The following is a 24,048-nucleotide window of genomic DNA, read 5'->3' as shown; positions in this document are numbered from 1 at the left end:
GAACCCTCCTTCGACCTCCGACCGAGCCATGACATGAACGATGCGCCCGTTGCGGGCCTCGAGGCCGAGGGCCGGCTGTTCGCCGCCCTGGAGCCGGTGGGAGCCACTGCCGCCGACCTGCTGGCGTTATGTCTTCCTGCCGCAGACGAATTGGGACGAGGCCCTGGCCGCCCGCACGATCGCGACCGTCGGCATGCCCTCCACCGCAGCCGCCCCCGTCGCTGAACGAAGCCTGCCGCGATTCTGCACCGGTCGGAACGCCGAGCGCGGGTTCCGCCGCTTTGTCGAAGACCGGCTGCAGGCCGGCGGTCGCATCGTCCTTGCCGGCCCGACCTGGGTCTCGTCAGCTTCCGCCGACGGGCCGAGCGTCTGCTCGGCCGAGCATCCCGCCCGGTCGCAAATTGGCGCGAGGCGACGGCGTCCGACCCCGGCAGCCTTCTCAGCCTCGACTTGCCGCTCGATCATGGCTTCGCGACCTCGGCCGGCGACGTTGCCGTCATCGCGGCGGCCGATCTCCTCGGCAGCCGCGCCGAGGTCTGGCAGCCGGCGGCCGGCATCGATCGTCCTGCGCCTGCCGGCCCGATGTTTCGGATCGGCGAACCGGTGATCCACCGCGACCACGGCATCGGACTGCTGGAAGGCATCGAGGAGATCGCGCTGCCGGAGGGAACGCCCCACGATGCCCTGCGGCTGTGCTACGAGGGCGATGCGACGCTGATGGTCCCGGCCCACCGAGATCGAGGCACTGTGGAGCTATGGCGGCGACGCTTGCGCCGTGACGCTCGACCGGCTGAAGGGCGAGCGCTGGGCGAGCGCCGCGCCAAGCTCGACAGGGCGATCCGGACAACTGCGGAAAAGCTGGTCGACGCGGTCCACGACAGGCATGCCCGCAAGGCTCCGAAGCTCGTCCCCGAGACGGCGCGCTTCGAGCGCCTTGCCGCTCGCTTCGGCCATGTTCTCACCCCTGATCAGGCAGCCGCGATCGACGCCGTGTTGGCGGATCTCTCCTCCGGGCGGCGCGTGGACCGGCTGGTCTGCGAGCGAACCAAAGCACCTCGCCTTGAGAGCCGATCCGGATGAAATCATTACAGTTAGAAATCGCGAGTTCAAAGTGCTCGATTTAAACCAATAGGTGCTTTATTTCAGTGCGACAAGTGTCAGTAGAGGGTCACTTTGTAGCGCTCAGCTAGGTTTCGATCAATTTCGTCGACCGGTTCTTCAAGCGCGATCTGATCCTTCAGCATCGCGCCGAAGGACGGGAAGCTGCCGCGTTCGATGAAGGTCGAGGGATCCCACAGCCCGGACCGCATGAAGGCTTTGGCGCAGTGGAGATACACCTCCTCGACGTGGACGACGACGACGCTGATCGGCAGCTTGCCCTGATGTTCGAACATCGCCAGCAGATCAGCGTCAGTGCGCAGCTCTGCCCGCCCGTTGATTCGCAGCGTCTCGTTCATGCCGGGAACGAGGAATATCAGGCCGACCTGCGGATTACCGAGGATGTTCTCGAATGTGTCGAGCCGGTTGTTGCCCGGCCGATCGGGGATGGCGATCGTCTTGTCGTCGAGGGCACAGACGAAGCCTGGCTGGTCGCCCTTCGGGCTGACGTCGCCGCGCCCGCCGGGAGCGCTGGAGCCGATCAGAAGGAACGGGCTGATCGCCAGGAACGCCTTGGCGTGCTTGTCGAGAGACTTCATTTCCTTCTGGAGGGACCGCTCGAGCGCCGGCTTGTAGACAGAACGCAGTTCCTCGACGGTGCGGATGGTGCTCATGATCTCGATCCTTCAACATGGCCACGCGTGACCGTAGTCAACCCGAATTTTTCCGCGTCGGCCGAAATTCGGCGTCAGAGCCATGTCTATCCGGGCCTTGCGCCGCATTTGCCGGCGGACGATCCCCCGGGATGCGCCGACGTCACGACTTTGATTCTGTGCCGCACCATTCGGCGATGAACAGGGCCATAGCGCCGCTGATCCGCTTGACCGAGGACAGGCGGACGCATTCGTCGAAACCGTGGACGTTGCGCGAGACCGGGCCGTAGCACAGCGCCGGAATCCGATCGTAGAGGGCGTAGACGCGGGTGTCGAGATAGCCGGGCGTGGTGAAGCTCTTGAGCGGTTCGCCGACTGCGGCGACATGGGCTCGTTCGAGAACGGCCTCGGCATCCGACCCGGGCTCGAGCGCATAGCCTTCGGCGTGGAAGCCGTTGAAGGTCACCTGCGGCGGGTGGTTGGACAGATACGGATCGCCGTGGGCAAAGGCAGCGAGCCAGCCGCGGATGTCCTCGGCCGCGGAGGCGGCACGGGTCCCCGGATAGATCGCGATGCGGCAGTCGATGCGGCACCAGCAGGGGACCGAAGAGGCCCAGTCGCCGCCTTCGATCTTGCCGATGTTCAGATTGATCGGGTGAGCCAGATCGTCGAAATACGGGTGCTCGTGCCGGCGCGCGTTCCACGCTTCTTCTAGCTCCCGCAGCGCCGCGATCAGCCGGTATGTCGCGTCGATCGCGTTCGTGCCGGTCTCCATCTCGCGGACATGCACCGGAAGGCCACTCACCTCGACCTGGAACCACAGGACACCGGTGTTGGCGCGCACCAGCATCTCGTCCTCCGGCTCGGGAACGAGCACGGCGTCCGCCTGATAGCCGCGGAGGTGTGCCATCAGGGCACCGTTGCCGGTGGATTCCTCCTCGACGACCGACTGGATGGTGACCGTGGCAGCGGGCTGCAGGCCGAGACGGGCGAGGGCGTCCATGGCGAAGACATTTGCCGCCGCGCCCGCCTTCATGTCGGCGGCGCCTCGCCCGAACATCCAGTCGCCGGATATCCGTGGCTCGAAGGGCGGGCTTTCCCACATGCCGGCAGGCCCGGCCGGGACCACGTCGAGATGCGACTGCAGGATCAGCGAGCGGCCCTTCTCCTCGCGCGGACGATGAATCCCGACGACGATCGGCGCGTCGGAATGCTCGTCGGACCAGGGAGAGCCGCCCGGATGGCGGAGGATTGCGTCGCGGTCCATGGAGAACCGGTCGAGCGCATAGCCGCGCTTTTTGTATTCGCGGAAGACGAAATCCTGGATGGCGTGTTCGCCGCCGCGGGTGGACGGGAAGGACACGAGCTTCTGGGTGAAACGGATCTGCTCTTCGAAGCCCGCCTCGACCGAATCGAGGATGTCCTGGCGCAGCTTAGGATCGAGAGACATGGGCGCAGAACTCGCAGCGAGAGGCAAAGGGGGAACGCAAGGTCGAAACTCGCACCTCCTTGAATAGGCAGGCGATCCGCCTTGCGTCAACGATCGACGGGGCGAGCGAGGGCAAAAAATCGACAGCCAACGCTATTGATGAAGGACTGTGCATTTTGTGGCTCGGCAGACTTGCTTACGATCCATCCGCCGACTAGCCTTCCGCCAACCCATGGGCGAGGATGGTGGATGGCGGCTGATTTTCTGCGGGTGGAGCAACTGACGGTGGCCTTCGGCGGCATCTTTGCGCTGAACGACGTTTCCCTATCGATCGAGGAGGGGCGGACGACCGCGATCCTCGGCCCGAACGGCGCCGGTAAGACGACGCTCTTCAACGCCATCTCCGGCGCGGTGCGGCCGACGGCGGGGAAAATCCGCTTCTTCGGCGAGAATATCAGCACGAAGTCGCCGAGCAGCCGCTGCCATTCGGGCATCGCCCGGACCTTCCAGATCACCCAGCCCTTTGGCGGCCTCTCCGTCATCGAGAACGTCATGGTCGCCCTCGCGACCAAGGGCGCCTCGATGGCCAAAGCGCGCCACGAGGCGGCGACCTATGTCGACTTCGTCGGTCTGACGGCCAAGGCGGAGGATCCCGCCAGGGTGCTCAGCACCGGTCAGCGCAAGCGTCTGGAACTCGCCCGCGCCCTGGCGACGCATCCGCGCCTCCTCCTCCTCGACGAGGTGACGGGCGGCGTCGATCGCCCGAGCATTCCGGAACTGCTGTCGCTGATCCGCCGTCTGCGAGAAGAACGCCGAACCACCATCGTCGTCGTCGAGCACAATATGGAAGTGCTGCTCGACCTCGCCGACGACGCCGTCTTCCTCAATCGCGGCGAGCTGGTGGTCACCGGTGGCATGGAAGAGGTCGCCGGGCACGATGCGGTCCGCAGCATCTATCTGGGCGACATCGATGCTGCAGCTTGAACGGGTGAATGTCCATTACGGCGCGACCCGCGTCCTCTGGGACGTGTCGATCAGCGTCGGCGCCGGCGAAATGGTGGCCGTCATGGGACCGAACGGCTCCGGCAAGAGCACTGTCCTGAAAGCCGCCATGGGGCTGAAGAAGCCGTCGTCAGGCGTCGTTTCGCTGAATGGCGAGGAATTGCAGGCGAAGCCCGCCACCGTGCGGCCGCAGCGCGGCATGAGCATCGTCCTGGAGCGCCGGCGGCTGTTTCCGCGCATGAGCGTGGAAGAGAACGTCATGCTCGGCGCGTACGTGCGGAAAGCTGCCGAAGCGCAGGAAACCTACGACTGGGTCTTGGAGATCCTGCCGGAGATCAAGCCGCATCTGCAGGCGACGGCGGGCCGGCTCAGCGGCGGCCAGCAGCAGATGGTGGCGATCGCCCGAGGGCTGATGGCCGACCCGAAGATCCTGTTGATGGACGAGCCGTTCCTCGGCCTGTCGCCGGCGATGGTGAAGAACGTCCTTGCGATCATGAAAACCATCAACGAACGAGGTGTCGCGATCCTCTTCAACGAGCAGAACGCCAAGCTCTCCTTCGCCGTCAGCCATCGCGGCTACCTCCTGGAGAGCGGCCGGGTGGTGCTCAGCGGATCGGGCGAGGAAATGCTTGAACATCCCGAGGTCAAGCGCGTCTATCTCGGCGTTCGGGAGGCGGCGGCTTGAGCGGCACACACCTCATCGAAACCCTGATCAACGGGCTGATCAGCGGGTCGATCTACGCGCTGATCGGTTCGGGACTGGCGCTCATCTACGGCACCACGCGCGTCCTGAACTTCGCCCATGGCGAGCTTCTGATGCTGGCGGGCTATTTCATCCTTCTTTTCGCCGTCACGCTCGGCTGGCCGGTGATTCTGGCCGCCATCGCCACCATCGTCCTCATCATGGTGTTCGGCGCGTTGCTCCAGCGAGTTACGATCGCCCCGCTGATGAAGCGGGAGGACTGGGCCTTCAGTGTCATCGCCGCGACGATCGGCCTGTCGATCTTCCTGCAGAGCGGCGCCCAGCTCATCTGGGGCGAGCAGTATCAGGGCGTGCCATACTTCTTCCATGGCGTCGCGGTCATCGGCGAGGTGCGCATGCCATGGCAGCGCATCGCCATCCTCGTCGTCGCGCTCGCGGTGATGGGGATCTGCGGCCTGATCCTCTACCGGACCAAGCTCGGCCGTATCGTCCGGGCGACGGCGCAGGATGCGGAGGCAGCCCTCGCCGTTGGCATTCCGGCCGGGCACGTTCACACCATCGTCTTCGCCATCTCGGCGGGCCTCGCCGGCACCGGCGCCATCCTCTTGTCGCCCCTGATCACCGTTAATCCGTGGATGGGGGTGTCCTATCTCCTGAAGGGCTTTGCGGTGGTCATTCTTGGCGGCCTCGGCAGCTTCGGAGGTGCCGTCGCGGCGGGCTTCCTGCTCGGCCTGATCGAATCCGTCAGCGTCGCCTTCGTCCCGTCCGAATGGAGCAACGTCATCGCCTTCGCCTTTCTGATCGCCGTGATCACGGCCCGGCCCGAGGGTCTTTTTGCCGGGCGCGGCGCGTGAGGAGGACGGACGATGCTTGAAGTCTTCGGAGGGCACCCGTATCGCAGCATCCTGATCTGGACGCTGCTGCTCGTCGTCGTCCCGTTCCTGCCGCTCGACGACTACGTCCTGCACGTCCTGACGCTGTTCCTGATCTTCGCGGTGTTCGCGACGGGCTGGAATCTCACCCTCGGCATTTTGGGGCTGAAGACCCTCGGCCATCACGCCTTCTTCGCCATCGGCGCCTATGCCTCGGCGCTGGTGTCGCATTATTTCGGCGTCAGTCCCTGGATCACCATCTGGCTCGGGGCGGTCATCGCCGCGATCGCCGGTATCGTCATCGGCTTTCCGATCCTCAGGATCCGCTCGATGCCGCATGTGGCGATCGTGACACTGGCCTTCGCGGAGATCGTCCGCCTCGTCCTCAGCAATCTGAAGGAAATCACGAGGGGTGAACTCGGCTTCTGGGGCATTCCGCCCTTCGATCCCATTTCGATCGGCGGGACGTCGATCGAGTTTGGCCTCGGCAACGCCTTCGGCTCCTTCGCCGTCGCGGCGGTCATGTTCGTCGGCGTCCATCTCCTGCTTCTGATACTGTTGAAGAGCCGGTCGGGCCTGACCTTCCTCGCCATCCGCGACGCCGAGGCGGCGGCCGAGAGCCTCGGCGTGAAGCTCGCCGCCTGGAAGCTCTTCGCCTTCGGCGTCAGCGCCGCGATCGTCGGGCTCAGCGGTGCCGTCTACGCCCATTACGTCCTGATCCTGACGCCGACCTCCGTCGCGGGGCCCGACATGCTGATCAGCCTCTTGGCGATGATCATCGTCGGCGGCGTCGGCCGCTTCTTCGGCCCGATCTACGGCGCGCTCCTTTTGACCGCCACCTCCGAGCTTTTGCGAGACTTCGGCGACTATCGGATGCTGCTCTATGGCGGGCTCATCGTCGTCTTCGTCTTCGTTGCGCCGACCGGCCTTGCCGGACTGAAACCGGCCTCCTGGCGCAAGCGCGCGGAGGCCGCATCGAAGCCGGTGGAGGCCGCCTGAACAAGACCGGTCACGAAAGACGCCCCGCCGCCTGGCAGCCGGATATCCCAATCGCGATATCGCAACATGGAGACGAGACAGCATGACGATTCCAGCAGTCCGCGGCCTGCTTACGGCAGGCATCATAGGCGCGAGCCTTCTCGCAGGCGCAGCGTCGGCACAGGACTTCGAAGTCACGATCGGCGCCGTCGGTCCCTTGACCGGTCCTGCGGCCAACACCGGCAAGGACCATCGCCAGGGCCTGGAACTGGCGGTCAAGGAGTGGAACGAGGGCAAGGGCGACTACGTCACGAAGAACCCGCCCAAGGTGACCTTCATGATGGAGGACACCTCGGGCAAGCCCGAGGTCGCCATCAGCGCCGCCCAGCGGCTGATCACCCGCGACAAGATCAACATGTTGATCGGCGACACGCTGCACAGCCACGTGACGCTGGCGCTGATGGAACTCGCGCCGCAGTACAACCTGCCGATCCTCAGCGCCGAGCCGGTCAGCTCGGCGATCGCCGACAAGGTCAAGGCGGATCCGGACCGCTACCAGCTCTACTGGAAGGGCAACTGGAACAGCGACGGCTACGGCACCGCCGTTCACGACTTCTATGACTGGGCCTTCGCCAACGAGACCGTCGATCCGGGCGACAAGAAGATCGCCTTCGTCGTCGAGGACACCGACTACGGCATCGCCAATGCCGAAAAGATCGGCGACCTCTTCAAGGCGGACGGCTGGACCGTCGCGGCGACGGAGACCGTGCCGCCCGCGACGACCGACTTCTACCCCCAGCTTTCCAAGCTTCGCGACGCCGCGCCCGACGTGATCGTCTCGGTCTTCACAGTGCCGAATTCCGGCGTCGCCTTCGTGCGGCAGATGAAGGAACAGGCGCTGGAAGGCTCGCATCTAGCGATCTACTACCCGACCAAGCCGGAGTTCATGCAGCAGGCCGCCGACATCGCGGAGGGCATGTATTGGGCCGCCCTGACCTTCAGCTCCGAACTCAACCCCGAGCACAAGGCGTTCAGCGACAAGGTCGAGGCCGAGTTCGGCAATCCCGGCACCTACAGCACCGCCCACGCCTATTGCACCATGGAGATCGCGCTGCGGGCGATCGACGCGGCGGGCAGCACCGATCCGAAGGCCATCGCCGAGAAGCTCAGCCAGACCGACTACGACTGCGTCGTCGGCCGCGCCAAGTTCGCCGAGGACCATGCGGTGCAGTCGGGCCCGGATTTCATCCCGGTTCCGGTCGCCCAGATCCAGGGCGGCAAGAACCAGATCATCTGGCCGGAGAACGTCGCTACCTCAAAGCCGGAGTGACATCGAGGCGGGCGCGAGTGGGAACATTGAAAAATGTTCCCACTCGCGCCGCGTTGAAGGGCGCCCCGATCGCTCGTTGATCATCGGCCATCCGTGAAGAAGGCTCGTTAAGCGGCGACGGTGGTTTCACGGGGCCGAATAGGCTGATGATCGCATCGCAGATGAAGGCGTCGAAAAGCTTCAGCCAGGCTAGGATGCGGCGGACGTTGTAGCCGAGGTCGACGAGGACAGTCCGCCTTTAGATTATCGAAGACGAACGCAACGTTCTCATGACGATGCTGAGCCGCGCCGTGAACTGGCGGTCCCCACAGTTGCGCGCCTTCTCCGCCCCCACGGGCGGCGCTCCAGAGACGAAAACGATCTTGTCCGAGGACGGCAGCTGCATCATCTCGCTGCGGTCAGGAGCGGGCGCGCTGTTTCCTGCCGGCTGACCATGAGATGGCCGAGCCAAGGGCTGAGCCAGTGCCGCTCGGCGAGCCCAAGTCGTTCGAGTATCTGCGCGCGCCCAATCAGGCGGCGGCGCTGCTGGTAAACGGAATGCCGTCCGTCGCGGTGCCGCTTCCAGCGGGCGTCAGCATGTTCCCGGGCGAGCAGATGCGCCTGTCACGCCACTGGACCGAGCGCCGCTTCGCCGATTTGCGCGTCTTCGCAGAGGCGCAGCGCGGCGGTCACTTCGCGGCAATGGAACACCTGAAGGCGTTCATCGAGCATGTCCGCGAGACCTTCCGCACGGTGCGGTGATCCGAGCCGTCTCGATCAAATCGAAGCTAGTGGAGGGCAGACTCTCGGCTCCGCCCCCTGCTCAGGCGAATGTCCGATTTCAGGTCGAGAGCCGTGTGACAAGCTTTCTCCGGCGATACCGCGAAGCTGGCGGTTCGTTTCGGGTTGAGTGCGGAACGGCAGCTCCATTCTGAACATCACGCCGAAGCTGATGTTCCGCTGCCGGCCCGTACTATCCATGCTGACGATCTTCGATCCTTCTTCTTCGGCCATTCGGGCCGATGGAGACCGACAATAGAGAGGCGACTCTAAATATTCCTGCAAAGCCTCGATATTGGTCCACTGTTCAACAAGAGTTTTAGTTCGGCTTGGCTGGCCGTTCGGGTTTTGCGAAAAATGCGCTCGAGATAGGTGCGGGCAGACTTTTCGGTGATGCCAAACCGTGCCGCCCCAGCCTTAAGAGAACCTCCCGTTGCCAGCCAAAGCGCCAGCTTGGCCTCTGAGGGGGTCAAGTTGAAGAGACCTGACACAATGGCCGGCGACATTATCGGATCAGACCGCGACAAGGGCGATACGAGAAGGAGAACGCGGCCGAAAGAGAACAAGGCCGGTTTCGAAGAAGCCAGCAAGACGAGGTGCATCACGGTCGGTGGACGGCTCTCTGTGGCGGGGACAGCAACGGATCGGACGTTCCCTTCCCCCTGACCGGCGCCATTGGGCGAAAGAAGCTCGACGAGCGCGCTGTGGAGCAGCGCGTCGACGACCCGGTCGAGCACCCTCGGTCGTTCCGAGGACGGCAAAGCGAATAGGTTGTTGAGAGCGCCGAAGAGGCCATTGGCCGCCCAGATCCTACCGGATGCCGTCAGCAAAGCCGCCGGAACGCCTAGCCCGGCCAGGGTCGCCAGGCTCTGGAGGTCAGCTTCCAGGGTAAGCCGAACCGCCATTCCAACACTTCTCACAAGATCGGGATGGACGCTCGCAAGGGTATCGAGATAAGACTGCGAGACAGTTGCCTCGCTTTTCCTCCAAGCGAAGGTAACGGCGAGGAGATGATCGTTCGCCATCGCAATGATGGCTTCGACCTGAATGGAGAGACCGCTCTCGGCCCACAAGGCGTGCTGTGCGTCGAATGCAAGGAACTCGGAGGGATGGCGGCCGGCAATCCGAACGAAGCCGCTGGCTGGGGGCCGGTGGGAGTGATCGATACCGCAACTCGTCCGCCAGAGCCCTTCGCCGATGAACCGATCCAAGAGAGGTGAGGTGAGAGCCGTCGAGACGTGGCGCAACGGAACGCCCGCCTCATAGACGGTCATGCTGCTGCCGGCGGCACCGCTCAGATCTTCCGTCTCTCTCAACACCTCCAGCCAGAGGCCGGGTTCGAAGACGGCATCGTAGATGCGATTTCTGAGTTCGGACAGAGCGGCGCGCATGTGGCACCGGGAATCACGCTAGGGACTCCGCCGGGCCGATTCTTGCGACCGAGGACGCGCGCGGCGCTTTAGCGGGATTACATTTTCCGCCGATCGCGCATCCGCTCGAAGATCGAGCGCTCCGAGTTCTCCTCGCTCAGTCACCTTGCCGTCACGGTCGTAGGCGACCCGCCGATCCACGTCTGCTGCATGCCACACCACCGAAAGAAAGTTATCCTGGCAACTGACATGGATTCTTGCACCGTTGCACATTTCGCACCATCCACACCCAATAGGCAAGACATCGCAGGTTACCACATATTCAGACTGACTGTTAAACCGCTTTCCGGCCGGAACGATATTTCGAATGAGGGGACAAGCAACGGCCGGCTCGAGAGCTGGATGACGACGCCGCGGTAGACGCCGCAACCAGCCGGCATCGGCTCAGGCGGAAACGTCTATCGGATGGCTGGACCTGCCGCTGTTTGGGCGAATTGACCGGCTCTCGACTGTCCCGCAGATGAGGCGAAGCCGAGATGGCACGATCCGGCTCCGGACTATGGGTCGATCCGTGTCACGGCTCTGCCAGCGTCGCCGTTCGCGACGCGGCGGTGGAAAAACCCAGGAGCGAAACCGGAAAGCTCAGCCGCTGCCCCGAATCATGCGCAATGGCGAGAATTTCGAGCTTCATTCCGGCCTGCAGCGTGGCGACCTCGGCGGCGCCGAGGCGGATCGGCACCAGACAACCGATCGCCAGGCATGTGCTGAAGGTGAAAGTCTGTTGGGCCTCCTTGCCGTCGACCGACAGCCGGATCCCCTCGGCGAGCCGCAGGCCGAACGGCAGTGCGATGGCGCCCGACAGCACGCCGGCCTCAACCGGTTGAAATTCGATCGTCAGAAGCGACTGGCCGTTCTCCTGGTTCGCCAGCTTTTGCGAGAAGCGGCAGAGCTTGGCGTTCCCGGTCACGCGGCAGTTGACCGACCAGTCCTGGTAGGATTCAACGATCGAGGACGCCCCGCCCGGCAGGGTGACGGTCTTTCCGGCCTTATCGCCCTGTGCAAGGGCCAGGGGGGCCGGAAAAAGCGTCAGGACGACGGTCACGACACGCAGGATCCTCATCGTCTTTCCTCCACGCGCATCCCGATGAGGTCGGCATCCAGCCAGCGTCTCGCCAGTCGCATTTCCGGTTCCGCGACGAGGCGCGATCGGGGCCAGCGCCATGAAAAGCGCGTTATTCCGGCACCTGCAAACATCGGTCGTTTCACGGCGATGGAGCGCCGGTCAGAAATTGATCTTCAGACCGCCGCTGACCGAATTCGCCTCGACCGTGTCGCCGAACACGCCATCGTAGCGCACGCCGATCGAAAAGCCGGCCTGGGTCAATAGGTCGACGCCCGCCCCAACGCGATAGAGCGGCGAGTCGACCGATTGCGTCAGCGTCAGGGGAGCCGCGCCGAGGCCCTTCGCGGCCTTGAACTGCCCCTCGATCTCCCAGTCGGTATTGGAGAACGAGACTTCGCCATTGGCCGTGAGGCGCAATGCGACCGTCTCGCTCATCGGGATGTCCACGCCGATCTCCAGGCCCGGCGTCGCCGCAAAATAGCTGTTCGAACTGCCGTCGAACGTGAACGCGGCGATCGAGCCGCTCTCTTCGCCGGAGGCCTCGAGCCAGCGGGCATCGAACTGCAGCGTCGGACGGAGATAGGCGATGTCGATCGGCTGGGTGTAGCCCAGCCGCAGCGAGGCGCCGAACAGCTTGGTGTCCTGGTCGTAGGTGACCGAATTGCCGATGCCATCGTGCAGCATCTCGGGCAGGTAGACACCGCCCAGCGTTTCGCCGGGAATATAACCGACCTGCGCCAGCGACGTATCGCGCTCGCCGGAGAAATTGCCCGTGCCGCCGCCGACGAGGAGGTCGGCGAAGAACCGATCCCTCTTGTACTTCGCGATGGCGTAGGCCTGCCAGGCGTCGCCCGCCGTGTCCGAGAGAGTTTCGCCGCCGTAGGAGATGCGCGACTTGAAGTCGGTCCAGCCTCCGCCGAGGCCGAAGCCCCAGTTCTCGTCAATGTCGTAGACGGCGCCGAGCGAGTAGCTCTCGTCCTTGTCGTCGCGCATCGTCGTGCCGGAGCCTGTGTCCCGGGTGTAGGTCATGTTCGGCGTGGCGTCGAACCAGACGCACGGCTTGCCGTCCGGCGCCAGCGCCGAAGGCATTTCGGTGCAGGCGCGGGCCATCTGCTGGACCGTGTCCGCCGAGCGGTTGACCATCTCGAAGCTGTGCACCGCGTAATGCGGGGTCAGCCGAGTCAAAGCGTCGCCGAGCTCCTTCTCGTTCGGCAGGAAGCGCAGCATATTGAGCAGCCGGGCCAGCGGATTGTCAGGGCTCTTTGCGGCCTCGACGGCGTCGAGATAGCTCGCCATCTGGTAGACGCCCGGATCCTTGGTCCCGGACGCCGGATCCTTGGCGAGCGACAGGAAGGTCGGCTTGTCGGCGTAAAGAACGAGATCCGTGCCGTTGTCGACGCGGGTCTTGAAGTCGAAGCCGACCGTCGGGTGGAGCGTCGTCGGCATCAGTCCAGCATTCACCATGGCAGCGCCGGTCGCCAGGGTATAGGCCTCGAACAGCTTGTCGATCGACACGAAGTTCAGCGGCGCCTCGCCGGCGAACTGGCCGTTGGCCGTGAGCGCCAGGCGGTCGGTCGTCTGGTTGTCGAGATCGATGTCCGTCACGAGGTCGCCGGTCAGGCTCTGGGTGAAGCCGCCGGTCACGGCGACCGATGCGACCGTGCCGATGCCGCGGTTGCTCATCAGCCCGTCATTGACGAACAGGCCGCCGCCGAGATCGAGCGCCCCGAGGCCGATGACCGAGGAGAGCTCATGGTTGTGGAAGCCGTTGGTGCCCCCACCGAGGTCGACATTGCCGATGATGCGGCCGAGCGTCGTCGCCGTGCGCTGGTTCTCGATCTGGTCGTTGCCGGAGGTGCCGGTGATCGCAAGGGCGCTGAAGTCGCCGAACCGCGAAGCGAGGACGTCGTTCGTCGACATGACCACGCCGGAGGCAAAGAGCAGGCTGTGGTTGGTGAGGACGTTGTTCCGGCCGCCGACCAGCATCGCGGCGGAGCCGGTGCCCGAACCGCCCACCGTGAAGGCGCCGCCGAGGTCGATCTTGATGTCGCCCTTGCTGCCACGGGCGGTGCTCTCGCCGTAGACAGCGATGGAGTCTGCGCCCTGCGCCAGCAGGCTGTCCCTGGCTTCAAGGCTGACATTGCCGGAATTGCCGTTGCCGGTCGCACTCTGGCCGAACAGGGCATAGGCACTGTCGCCACGGACGACGACGCTGCTGTTGACCGTCCCGTCGACGGCCGCCGCATCGCCGACGCCGCCTGCCGTTCCTGCCGCCGACTGGTCCATCGCCAGTGAGGCCGTCCCACCGAGGCCGCCACCACCACCGACCGCCTGCAGGACGACGCCGTGGGCGCGATCGCCCATCGTCTCGATCGCGCCGGTCTGGACGACCGTCACCCTGCCGCCGGTGCCCTTGGACCCGCCCGGCGTATTGAAACCGATGGCGTTCGGGCCGTTGCCGTCGTCGTCGGCTCCGAACCGGCCGAAGCCGGCGCCGCCGATGCCGCCGCCGCCGCCGACCGACTGGGCGATGATGGCGATCGAGTCCTTGCCCGTGGTGAGGATCGTGCCGGACCGGATGACGCTGACGTCGCCGCCGTCGCCGCCATTGCCGCCGAGACCGCCGATGCCGAGGGAGACGCCCGCCTTGCCGTTGGCGTCGCCGCCATAGCCGCCGCCGCCGCCCACCGACTGGGCGACGACGCCATGGGCCCGCTCGCCCCGTGTGACGATGGTGCCGGACACATCGACGGAGACGTCGCCGCCGTCGCCGCCGCGCCCGCCGAAGCCGCCGAGCTGCAGGCCGTAGGAGTTGTCGCCCGATGCCTCGTCCGAGACGACGCCGCCGAAGCCGCCGCCACCGCCCACCGACTGGGCGAAAATGCCGAGGGCGCCGTTGCCGGTGGTATCGATCCGGCCGGAATTGTCGACCGTCACCACGCCACCATTGGCGCCGTCGCCGGCCGGCAGCGCGACCTGCCCGCCGATCTTCATGTCAGCCTTGGACGTGCTCGATGCGACGCCCGAAGCGCCGCCACCGCCGCCCACCGACTGGGCGAAGATACCGTGCGACAGGGCGCCGGCCGTCACGATCTGCCCGGCATTGTCGACTGCGACGTTGCCGCCGCGATTGCCGGAGCCGCCCAGCCCACCGATGGTAAGACTCACCCCGAGCTCGCCGTCGCCGGTTTCCGTCGATCCGGCGCCGGCTGTGCCGCCGCCGCCGCCGACCGATTGGGCGAAAATGCCATAGGCGTTGTTGCCGTTTGTGACGACATTGCCGCCCGCGCCGTTGGTCACCTGGACGAAATCGCCGAAGCCGCCCTTGCCGCCGGTGCCGCTGAGGCTGAGCGCGACCGCGACGTCGGCGCCGCCGGCGGACGCCGCCGACGCGCCGCCATTGCCACCGCCGCCGCCGACGGATTGCGCCATGATGCCGTGGGCGTTCGTGCCGTCGGTCAAGACGAAGCCATCGTTCGTGATGCGGACTTGCCCGCCATTGCCGCCGCTCGAGCCGATACCGCCCATGGCGAACTTGACCTCGACGGTGTCGCCGCTGCTGCCGGTGCTGGCGCCCGCCCCGCCAACGCCGCCGCCGCCACCCACCGATTGGGCGAAGATGCCGACGGAGCGATCCTGTTTCGTCCACACGCCCGCGCTCGCGGTGTTGATCACCTCGACCAGCTTGCCGGAACCCGCCGCGCCGCCGATACCGCCCACGGCGCCACCGAATGCATAATCGGCGTCCGCGCCGGCCGAGGCCGCGCCGCCGAAGCCGCCGCCGCCACCGATCGAGCTCGCGCTGATGCCGTAGGAATCCTCGCCGTCCGTCACGATCAGGGCACGGTTGGTGAGCGAGATCTCGCCGCCGTCGCCCGCTGCCGCTCCCCCGCCGCCGACTGCCGCGCCGAGCGAGACCGTCGCGCTGCCGCCGCCGAGCACCGCTTCATCGGCCGCCGCCGCCGCGCCCGCGGCACCGCCGCCGCCGCCCACCGACAAAGCGGTGATCCCGCTCGACGCGTAGCCCGAGGTCGCGATGGCGCCGGAATTGTCCACCGTCACTTTCCGGCCGTCACTGCCGGCGCCGCCCTTGCCGCCGACCGAGACATTGGCGTTGATGTTGGTTCCGTCGCCGCTGCCGACCGTATAGGCCTTGGCAGAGCTGTCGCCGCCGATGCCACCGCCGCCGCCGATCGACTGGGCGACGATGCCGGCCGACATATCGCCGGTGGTGGTAAGCTTGCCGGAGTTGCGCACTTCCACCGTGTTGCCGTGGTTGCCGCTGCCGCCCGACGCGCCGATCGACACCGCGGCGGTGACGTTGACGCCGCTGCCGGTGTTGATGCTGCCGGTGTTGCCGCTCGAAGAGCCGCCGCTGCCGCCGCTGCCGCCGATCGACTGGGCCAGAATGGCGTTGCTCATGTCACCGGACGTCTTGACGGTCGCAGCGTTGACGACGTGGACGGCGCCGCTGGTGTTGCCGGTGCCGCCCTTGCCGCCGACGCCGACGACGGCGCTGACCGTGACGCTGCCGCCGAAGCCGCCGGCGCCGGCGAAGGAATCGCCGCCCGTCCCGCCTCCGCCGCCGATCGACTGGGCGAGGATGCCGGCCGCATTGTTGCCGGTCGTGCGGATTTCGCTGGCCGTGGCGAGGCCGGTATTGACGCGGACCGTGCCGGCGGTCCCGCCGGCACCGCCGGCGCCGCCCACCGAAACGCCGAGATTGATGCTGACGGTGGGACTGACGCTGCCGGAGAGAGTCGTGGAGCGTCCGCCATTGCCGCCACCCCCGCCGATCGACTGGGCGACCACGCCGCCCGAAGCCTCTGACCCGGTATCTGCGGCGATGATGCCGTCGGCGTCGACCGTCACATTGCCCGCGGCGCCGCCATTGCCACCCTTGCCGCCGACGGCGACCGACAGCGAGCCGGCCGGATAGGGATAGTAGTTGCCGGCGATCGCGACCGACGTCGCATCGCCGCCATTGCCGCCGCCGCCGCCGATCGACTGGGCAAGAATTGCCTTGGCACCGGCACCGGCGACCGAGATATTCCCGGAATGGTCGACGGCGACAGTATTCCCGTCGCGCCCTGCGCCGGCAAAGCCGCCAACCGACACTGATACTGCAGCAAGCCCGACCGCCACCGAACCGGCGGATCCGCCATTGCCGCCGCCCCCGCCGATCGACTGGGCCAGGATGCCGTGGGCGAGGCCGCCGGACGTCGCGATATTCGCGTCGTTGGTGATCTCGACGACGCCGCCGTTATTGCCACCGCCACCCGAGCCGCCGACCGACACGCCGACCGTGGTGCCGCCCGAAAAGGAGAAGCCGCCGTCGCCGCCGCCGCCGCCGATCGACTGGCCGAGGATGCCGACCGAAAGGTCGCCCTCCGTCACGATCGCTCCGGAATTCTCTACCGTCACCTTCTGGCTGGTGCCACCGCCGTTGCCGCTGCCGCCGATCGAGACCGCCGGCCCAAGCCCTGCGGCAATCGCATAGCCACCGGACCCACCACCGCCGCCGACCGATTGGGCGAAGATGCCGTGCGACTGGACGCCGTGGGTGGTGATGGCGGCAGCGTTGACGACGTCGACCGTGCCCGCGGAACCGCCGACGCTGGACTTGCCGCCAATACCGATATTGACGCCGGTGCCGACGTCGAGCGTCGAACCGCCATTGCCGCCGCCGCCGCCAATCGACTGGGCGAGGATGCCGGCGGAACGCGCCGCGAAGGTTTCGACGGATCCGCCCGAGGTCACGGCCACCGCTCCGCCCGTGCCGCCGGCCGCGCCGGCACCGCCGACGCCAACAGAGACGAGCCCCGACACGGCGAGACTGTAGCCGCCATTGCCGCCGCCGCCGCCGACCGACTGGGCGAGGATGCCGGCCGAATCGGCGCCGCGGGTGGTCACGGAAAGGTCAGACACATTGTAGGTCACCGTTCCGCCGTTGCCGCCAGCGTTGCCGTCGCCGCCGATCGAGACCGCGACGCCGGGATTGATCGTATAGGCGCCGCCGCCATTGCCGCCGCCACCGCCGACCGATTGCGCCAGAACGCCGATGGCCGAGCGGCCGTTGGTCTCGACGAAGCCTCCGGCGAACGCCTGCCCGACCGCGGCGGTGCCGCCATTGCCGCCGGTTCCGCCGCCGCCGCCGATGCCGACCGCCGCGACCGGCCCGACGCCGACGGCAAAGCCGCCGTTGCCGCCGCCGCCGCCGACCGACTGGGCGAGAACGCCGTGGGCGCCATCGCCGCTGCCATCGGCGCCGGTGCGGATCGTGCCGCCGACATTGGCGACCACGTTGCCGCCATTGCCGCCGCCTGCGGCCTTGCCGCCGAGCGCGACGGATCCGATCGCACCGCCGCCGTCGCCACCGCCGCCGCCGACCGATTCGACCAGCATGCCGATGGCGGCGAGGCCGTTCGTGGTGATGTTTCCGGTGTTGGTGCCCGTCGCCGAGCCACCATTGTTGCCATTGGCTCCCGCGCCGCCGCCGCTGAAGACGCCGAAGGCGCCGCCGCCGCTGCCGCCGCCGCCGCCGACCGACTGCACCACCATGCCGCTGGCGTAGTCGCCGCGGGTCACGATGGTGCCGGAATTCTGGCCGTTCGCCGGCCCGCCCAGCGTCGGTATGCCGCCATTGCCGCCGCCGGAGACGATGCCGAAGCCGTCGGCGCCATCGCCGCCGACCCCGCCCGCGGAGCGCACCAGCATGCCCTTGGCGAAGGCCCCTTGCGTGGAGATCCCGCCGGCATTGACTGCCGACGCCGACCCGCCGGACCCGCCATTGCCGCCATTGCCGCCTTCACCAGACCCGATCGCACCGCCAAAGCCGCCGTCGCCGCCGTTGCCGCCGCTGGCATTCGCCGTGATGCCGTTCGCCAGGAAGCCGAGCGTCATGACCTGGCTCGTGGCGGTGGTCGTCACCGTGGCGGTCCCGCCGGCTCCGCCGGTCCCGCCGACACCACCGTCGGTGCCGAAGAGCGAGAAGGCGAACGCACCGTCGCCTCCGTTGCCTCCGTTCGCCTCGGCGACGATGCCCGTCCCGTTGTTGCCCGTCGTGTTCAGCACCGCCGTATTGGTCGCATCGACCGTGCCGCCGGCCCCGCCATTGCCGCCATTCCCACCGTCGATCTTCACCTCCGGTGGAATGATGGTGATCTGGACGACGCTGCCGCCGTCGCCGCCACGGCCGCCATTGGCCGTTCCGACAACGGCGGAGCCGACGGTGGTCTGCGCGTTAGAGTTGCTGAACGTCGCGTTCTTGCCGGGAAACCCGTTGTCACCATCCGCATCGCCGAAAACGTTGGCGCCGTTGGGGCCATTGGCACCGCTCTGATTGACGACTACTTGAGCGGCGGCGTGGTGGGGGCCGGGCAGCCCGAGAGTGGTCATCGCGGTGGCGCAGAGCAGTAGCGAGACGCGCCCGATCCGGCGGTCACCCGCGGGATGGGTGCCACCAGCGGCGGCGACCGCCCAGCCGAGCTCCGCAATGGGCGTCGAGGCTCCCGACCACCTCTGCCCCTGCCGGAGGGCATGTGTGGTCACCGACTGCAGACGCGTCCAATTGTCAGCCATCTCTCACCCCCGTGGCCCGAAGACCCGCAAGTGATGGACAGCCCCCAGTCCACCACGTCCGGGCCTGCAGACAGGCCGTCATCTCGACCATTGCCCGAAGGTTACCTGCCAGCAATATCGAGCGGCAGTCGTCATTTGACGATGGTTGCGCTGTGCAAGGCCTCTCGGTTGCGCCTATTCGAAGACATGTAGTGAAAATGCCACAACGGAACGCGGCCGAGATTTCACGGATGGTCTGCGGGCGAAGATGTCGCCCTTGCTCGTGTGCGGAATGGCGGCTTCTTAGCTCCGCCGCGGAAAGGCCAACGCAGTGCTTCCGCCTCATCGCGACCGCCCCGCGGATAGCTCGATCAGGCGGGAAGGCGACGGTCGTTTTTCGAATCACTTCTCACAGTTGCTGTCGTTGCCTTCCGCCCTCACGGATGTGATCGCCCGTCGATGGCGGCTCGGCAATCTTGGATCGGCTAGTTGAGCAACGTTGAAACGCATCCATTCCGCAGCCGTCTGCGAGGCGCTGAACACATTTCCGGGCGCCAGGACGACGTCATCGGCAGGGGCTGCACGAGCAAGATCCGATGAATCGACATCTCCCGGCAAACGGCACCAGAGATAGAAGCCGCCAGCAGGTTCGATCCACGGCTCGATCTCCAGGGAAGCGAGAAGCGCAGAGGCCTCGCGGCGTTTCTTCGCCAAACGGGTGCGCAGTGCCGCGATATGCCTTCGATAGCTTGCGTCCGACAGAACAAGCGGCACGATCTCGGCAGCCAGCACGCTCGGCCCTCCGGAGTTCGTGGCCACTTGAAGGTCGACCAGTTCTTCGATCCAGTCCGCCTTCGCCGCGATGTAGCCGCACCGGACCGAGGCAGAGAGCGTCTTCGAGAAACTGCCGAATCAGCGTCTCGCCCCGCGAGAAAGCGGCGACGGATATCTTCGTATAAACTTGGCAGACGATCCACTTATCAAACCGCCGAGGCTGTTCAGATAAACCGAGCCATCTCTGTCCACTCCATCAACAACCGCCAACTGCTCGAGCCGATCGGTAACGCCCCGCCCGCCGAGGCGGAAGCTGCCTACTAAGCAAAGCTTGAGGCGGTCCCGATCGCCTCGTAGGATTCAAGCCAACTGGTCTCTGGGAAAGTCGGTGCGGTTCACTTCGCGAAAAAAATCGCCTAAACATACTTGCGCTTTTTCGCGAGGCCTTCCTCCGGAGAGCGCGATTTTTCGCGTGTCACTTTCAAGTTCGCAGCGAAAATGGGTCGCGACCAATCAAGGACCCGATCCGTGAGCGATCCGCTTTTTGTTTCCTGCCGCCATGAACCGGTTCGCGACCGTGCACATGCAGGTCACTGTTCGATGCATGGACGACGGCAGGGCGACTACGACCTTCGGCACTGCGATCGGGACCGCTCCGCCCTGGTTCTCGCTGGAGGTCCGAAGCTGAACGCAAAGGATGTGGCAATCTCGGCCTTCGATGTCGGCGGTTGCCTGATTGAAACGACTGTCCAGCTTGGCGCGGCGCGGCCGAAGAACGCGATGATTGGTTCGGAACTCCTCTTCACCGTATCGTCCGACTTTTTCGCCGCGCCCCTTCCACCCCTTCTCGCCCCAGAGGAGGTGCTGGCGCTGCAAACGCGGTACCATTCCCTGTGCCGGAACGCGGGATGGCGGCATCGCTGGCTGGACGAGGAGCGCAATGAAGGTGGCGGTGAGGCGTTGCCAGCCAGCCTTGTCGAGCGCTGGTGCGCCGTGCGCGAAAGAGCCGGAGAGAAGACGGTTGAGACCATGGGCAGGATCAATCCGGAGCGCATCCATATCTGGGCGATGACGATCCTTCTCGCCGTATCAGAACGACAGGAATGGAATATCGCCTGCTGGCGGCTTGATCTCGATGAAGCGACGCCGCACCTCAGCGTCTTCATCGTCCCGTTCTACAAGAAGCGGACAAAGCATAAGATACAGACGTGCGTCAGCACCCGCCACCACTTCGGCAAGCGCCATCAGCTGAGTGCCCTGCAGGACTGGATCGGCGAGGTTTGCGCCCCGCTCGGTCTTCGACGCGGGATTCCGAGCGAGATAACTGCAGCACGGCATTTGAAGCCCGTAGTCTACCGTCGTCACGAGCGCGAGAAATCGGACCTCGCTGCAAGGAAGGCAGCCATGGATGCCGAGCGCACTGCATTCGATGAGGAGATGAGACGAAAGCGTATCAAACTGGAACAATGGGAGATGGACCTGGCGGATCGCGAAGCGGCGATTGTCAGCCGGGAAGCAGAGGGTCAGGCTTTGGCTGAAGCTTTCACGGTGCGCGAGCAGGAGCTTTCCGGACGTGAGATCTCTGAAAAGATGTTGCGTGTACGTCTGTCCGAGCGATCGAAGTCACTGGAAAAGGGCCGCAAAGCCGCGGAAGAAAAACACGCCCAGATGGATCGGCGCTTAAAGGAACTGGCGTCGGTCATATACGACGGGCTGGCGGTGTCGCACGCCATCCTAGAGATGGATGAATCGCACGAAGCGCAGACCCTTCGCGACGTCGTCGCCGCCCTCAAGATCACTCTTGACCACCAGTCGGGCATTGCCACGCTGATCGCCAAGTGGCAGGGGCGGACACGCTTTCCCACGAATGGCTTGGCTCGACCGGGGTAGGCGATGTTGTTCTTGGCTGATTGTCAAATCGCCGCCATGAAGCCGAAGAAGCAAGCGAACGGATTTGCCTCCCAGGATCACCCTCTAGGCCGTGAGGATCACCAAGTTCCCAGGCTCGCCGCAGAACCCGGCGGCGCGTCAGAAACGCTTGAGGCTCTCCTGAACGTCGGCGAAGGCCTTCGCCACAGCCTCTCTGCCCAAGCAAGCGGAATTGTGCTTCTCTACTTCGCGACGTTGTGCTCGCGAAAGTGGAGCTGACTCCCTGAGTTGCCGTACTCAGGGTAGGCAACGCCGCCTCTAGCAGGCTGCTGCAAAAGTCGCTGGCGATCGCGGCTGTAGAATGATTCACTCGCTTGAGGCTTTTGCGAGGTGAAGCGATGCGTGGTGTCGAGGATCGGTCGGATGAACTGTTCAGCTATGTCCGCCTCGAGGAGCGCGTCCCGCTCGACCATCCGTTGCGGCCGATCCGGGCGTTGGCAGATGAAGTTCTCGAAGGGCTGAGCTCGCGCTTCGACGCGCTTTATTCAGGGACGGGCCAGCCTTCGATCCCGCCGGAGATGCTGCTGCGGGCGACGCTGTTGCAGGCGTTCTTTTCGGTTCGCTCCGAGCGGATGCTGATGGAGCAGATCGACTACAATCTTCTGTTCCGCTGGTTCGTCGGCCTGTCGATGGATGCGTCCGTGTGGCATGCGACGGTGTTTACCCACAACCGCGACCGGCTTCTGGAGAGCGATGTGGCGCGGGCCTTTCTCTGCGGCCTTCTCGACCTTGCCCCGGTCAAGCGGCTTTTGTCCTCGGATCATTTCTCGGTCGACGGCACCTTGATCGAGGCGTGGGCGTCTATGAAGAGCTTCCGTCCGAAGGATGGCTCGGGCGAGCCACCGGCGCCGGGCCGCAACGGCGAGCGCAACTTCAGGAAGGAGACGCGCTCCAACGACACCCACGCCTCCTTAAGCGATCCGGACGCAAGGCTGTATCGCAAGGGTGCTGGCCGCGAGAGCCGGCTGTGCTTCATGGGCCATGCCCTGATGGAGAACCGCAACGGCCTGGTGGTCGATGCGACGCTCACCCACGCGACCGGAACGGCCGAGCGCGAAGCCACCCTCGCCATGCGCGATCGACGCAGGACCAAAGGGCTCCGGATCACGCTTGGCGCCGACAAGGCCTATGACGTCAAGGACTTCATCGGCCACTTGCGCAGCCGCAACGTGACACCGCACATCGCCGTCAACGGTTCGGTATCGGCGACCGGCAAAGTCCGCAAGACAGCCGTCGACGGACGCACCACCCGCCACTCGGGCTATGAGATCAGCCAGCGCTGCCGCAAACGGATCGAGGAGGTCTTCGGATGGATCAAGGCCCAGGCCGGCTATCCCGAGGTGAAGGTCCGCTCGAAAGCCAGGGTCGAGGCCGTCTTCACCTTCGCCGCCATCGCCTACAACCTCGTCCGGATCCCCAAGCTCCTGGCCCAGACACCGAGATGAACGGGACATTTTGGCCGATACAGCACCAAAGTGCCCCATCTTGAAGGGAATGGACGAGCGATCCAGGCTATGGCCCTTGCGTCGAGACGAGCAACAGCCTCCAAACCGCAAAAATCATCTCATGTCGCGCTGAATTGTCGCGTTCTTCAGCAGCCTGCTAGAGATTTAACACGCACCGGGACACGCCCACTTCCGTCAAGGTCGGATTCGACGAAGACATCAGATATTAAGCATACCGACAGTTGCCGAGGTGACGCTCTTTTTCGGCTGGCGTGACAGTTCTAGATTGATGTCTACCGCTTGGGATGGTCCCGGCGGCGATAAGCCGGATGCAGGTGACCGCCAGACAAGCGGCCACCGGGAGAGTTGGCGCTCTCCCAGCAGCCTGACCACACTGACTCGGGTAAGGAGATCAGCATGGCTACGCCCCTGATGGCGCGCGCGGAGACTCCGCGCAATGACTTTTTCAGTTCCCGTAAATTTTCGGCCGTCCCGGCTCCGGAATGCCGGGCTTCGGGTGATCCGGGCGATGCGGCGCCGGTGGCGCCGACACTGCGGCAACCCGACGGCTCCGTCGGCCTCTGCGCGCCCGCTCTTTCGGATCGGGCGATCCCGCCCGTGCTGGACTCGACCGCCGGCCTCGCCGCCTCCGTGACCGATGCGCCCGCGACCACGATGGTGGCCATCACCGATCGCGCTCCGTCGCTCGGCCCGATGCAGGCGTTCGGGCCGATTTTCTCGAGCGCGAACATTCGCGCCAGCCGATGGCTCATGGCCACTCTTCACAGGGTCGGCACTCTGACCCTGCCCGCCGCTGGGCTCACCACGCCGGACGGTATTTACGTCGACAGCGATCTCGTCCCCCGGCTTGTCATGGTCGGTCTCATCGACGCCATCCCCGACGAGATCGGGATGCTCGTCAGCCGCCGCTGATCGCATCCGCCTGAGTGACCGGGGCGCGTTACGCCGCGCCCCGATCTTCAGCGACGCGTCCCTCCAATTTTTCCCCTTTGACCTGGCTCA

Annotated in this window: 15 protein-coding genes and 2 pseudogenes; 10 read left to right on the top strand and 7 right to left on the bottom strand. The window is 65.6% G+C overall.

The window, feature by feature from the left end:
• Positions 1–582: 582 nt before the first annotated feature.
• Positions 583–1,080 (top strand): CarD family transcriptional regulator, encoded by a 498-nt coding sequence (locus ATO4_RS16085; protein ID WP_139802496.1) that lies wholly within the window; start codon positions 583–585, stop codon positions 1,078–1,080.
• A gap of 77 nt (positions 1,081–1,157) precedes the next feature.
• Here ATO4_RS16085 and ATO4_RS16080 read toward each other — a convergent pair whose 3' ends face one another.
• On the bottom strand, positions 1,158–1,772 hold the full coding sequence (locus ATO4_RS16080) for a pyridoxamine 5'-phosphate oxidase family protein (RefSeq protein WP_083592557.1): 615 nt from the start codon (positions 1,770–1,772) through the stop codon (positions 1,158–1,160).
• A gap of 142 nt (positions 1,773–1,914) precedes the next feature.
• Positions 1,915–3,201, bottom strand: a complete 1,287-nt coding sequence (locus tag ATO4_RS16075) for an ArgE/DapE family deacylase (RefSeq protein ID WP_083592556.1) — start codon at positions 3,199–3,201, stop codon at positions 1,915–1,917.
• Positions 3,202–3,429: 228 nt separating this feature from the next.
• Between ATO4_RS16075 and ATO4_RS16070 the strand changes: the two genes are divergently transcribed.
• The 5 genes from ATO4_RS16070 to ATO4_RS16050 all read left to right on the top strand — a co-directional run bounded on the left by ATO4_RS16070 (position 3,430) and on the right by ATO4_RS16050 (position 8,065).
• The gene (locus tag ATO4_RS16070) at positions 3,430–4,164 is read left to right on the top strand and encodes an ATP-binding cassette domain-containing protein (RefSeq protein WP_176223026.1); all 735 of its coding nucleotides are present in this window, start codon (positions 3,430–3,432) and stop codon (positions 4,162–4,164) included.
• Entirely contained in the window at positions 4,151–4,867 is a 717-nt protein-coding gene (locus ATO4_RS16065) for an ABC transporter ATP-binding protein (protein WP_176223025.1), read from the top strand. Before ATO4_RS16070 ends, ATO4_RS16065 begins: the two co-directional genes overlap by 14 nt.
• Entirely contained in the window at positions 4,864–5,739 is an 876-nt protein-coding gene (locus tag ATO4_RS16060) for a branched-chain amino acid ABC transporter permease (RefSeq protein WP_083592553.1), read from the top strand. The genes ATO4_RS16065 and ATO4_RS16060 overlap by 4 nt, the downstream gene beginning before the upstream one ends.
• Before the next feature lie 12 nt (positions 5,740–5,751).
• Positions 5,752–6,756 (top strand): branched-chain amino acid ABC transporter permease, encoded by a 1,005-nt coding sequence (locus ATO4_RS16055; protein WP_083592552.1) that lies wholly within the window; start codon positions 5,752–5,754, stop codon positions 6,754–6,756.
• 82 nt (positions 6,757–6,838) lie between these two features.
• Positions 6,839–8,065 carry an ABC transporter substrate-binding protein gene (locus tag ATO4_RS16050; protein WP_083592551.1) on the top strand — a complete coding sequence of 409 codons (1,227 nt, stop codon included), beginning with the start codon at positions 6,839–6,841 and terminating at the stop codon, positions 8,063–8,065.
• Positions 8,066–8,378: 313 nt separating this feature from the next.
• On the opposite strand, the pseudogene ATO4_RS28435 reads toward ATO4_RS16050, so the two are convergent.
• Positions 8,379–8,530, bottom strand: a pseudogene (locus ATO4_RS28435) (type IV secretory system conjugative DNA transfer family protein); the annotation flags it as partial.
• Here ATO4_RS28435 and ATO4_RS16045 point away from each other — a divergent pair.
• Positions 8,528–8,806, top strand: a complete 279-nt coding sequence (locus ATO4_RS16045) for a hypothetical protein (protein WP_176223024.1) — start codon at positions 8,528–8,530, stop codon at positions 8,804–8,806. The pseudogene ATO4_RS28435 and the gene ATO4_RS16045 sit on opposite strands and share 3 nt — an antisense overlap.
• A gap of 287 nt (positions 8,807–9,093) precedes the next feature.
• On the opposite strand, the gene ATO4_RS16040 is transcribed toward ATO4_RS16045, so the two are convergent.
• The 4 genes and pseudogenes from ATO4_RS16040 to ATO4_RS16025 form a co-directional block, all read right to left on the bottom strand.
• Entirely contained in the window at positions 9,094–10,215 is a 1,122-nt protein-coding gene (locus ATO4_RS16040) for a helix-turn-helix transcriptional regulator (RefSeq protein WP_083592550.1), read from the bottom strand.
• A gap of 553 nt (positions 10,216–10,768) precedes the next feature.
• Complete coding sequence (locus ATO4_RS16035) at positions 10,769–11,296, bottom strand: invasion associated locus B family protein (RefSeq protein ID WP_176223023.1); 528 nt, start codon at positions 11,294–11,296, stop codon at positions 10,769–10,771.
• A gap of 180 nt (positions 11,297–11,476) precedes the next feature.
• Positions 11,477–18,898, bottom strand: coding sequence for an autotransporter outer membrane beta-barrel domain-containing protein (locus ATO4_RS28730; RefSeq protein ID WP_280940505.1), 7,422 nt, complete (start codon positions 18,896–18,898; stop codon positions 11,477–11,479).
• A gap of 381 nt (positions 18,899–19,279) precedes the next feature.
• A pseudogene (locus tag ATO4_RS16025) lies at positions 19,280–19,786 on the bottom strand (aminotransferase class I/II-fold pyridoxal phosphate-dependent enzyme); the annotation flags it as partial.
• A 393-nt stretch (positions 19,787–20,179) separates the two neighbouring features.
• On the opposite strand from ATO4_RS16025, the gene ATO4_RS16020 reads away from it, so the two are divergent.
• The 3 genes from ATO4_RS16020 (at position 20,180) to ATO4_RS16005 (ending at position 23,958) form a co-directional block, all read left to right on the top strand.
• Positions 20,180–21,541 carry a plasmid recombination protein gene (locus tag ATO4_RS16020; RefSeq protein ID WP_139802494.1) on the top strand — a complete coding sequence of 454 codons (1,362 nt, stop codon included), beginning with the start codon at positions 20,180–20,182 and terminating at the stop codon, positions 21,539–21,541.
• A gap of 377 nt (positions 21,542–21,918) precedes the next feature.
• On the top strand, positions 21,919–23,025 hold the full coding sequence (locus ATO4_RS16010) for an IS5 family transposase (RefSeq protein WP_083592544.1): 1,107 nt from the start codon (positions 21,919–21,921) through the stop codon (positions 23,023–23,025).
• A gap of 417 nt (positions 23,026–23,442) precedes the next feature.
• The gene (locus ATO4_RS16005; protein ID WP_139802493.1) at positions 23,443–23,958 is read left to right on the top strand and encodes a hypothetical protein; all 516 of its coding nucleotides are present in this window, start codon (positions 23,443–23,445) and stop codon (positions 23,956–23,958) included.
• Positions 23,959–24,048: the final 90 nt, after the last annotated feature.

Origin of the sequence: Aurantimonas sp. 22II-16-19i (genome assembly GCF_002088275.1) — a bacterium.
GTDB lineage: Bacteria > Pseudomonadota > Alphaproteobacteria > Rhizobiales > Rhizobiaceae > Jiella.
The sequence above is the reverse complement of the archived record's forward strand: the minus strand, read 5'-3'. Positions and strand labels throughout refer to the sequence as shown.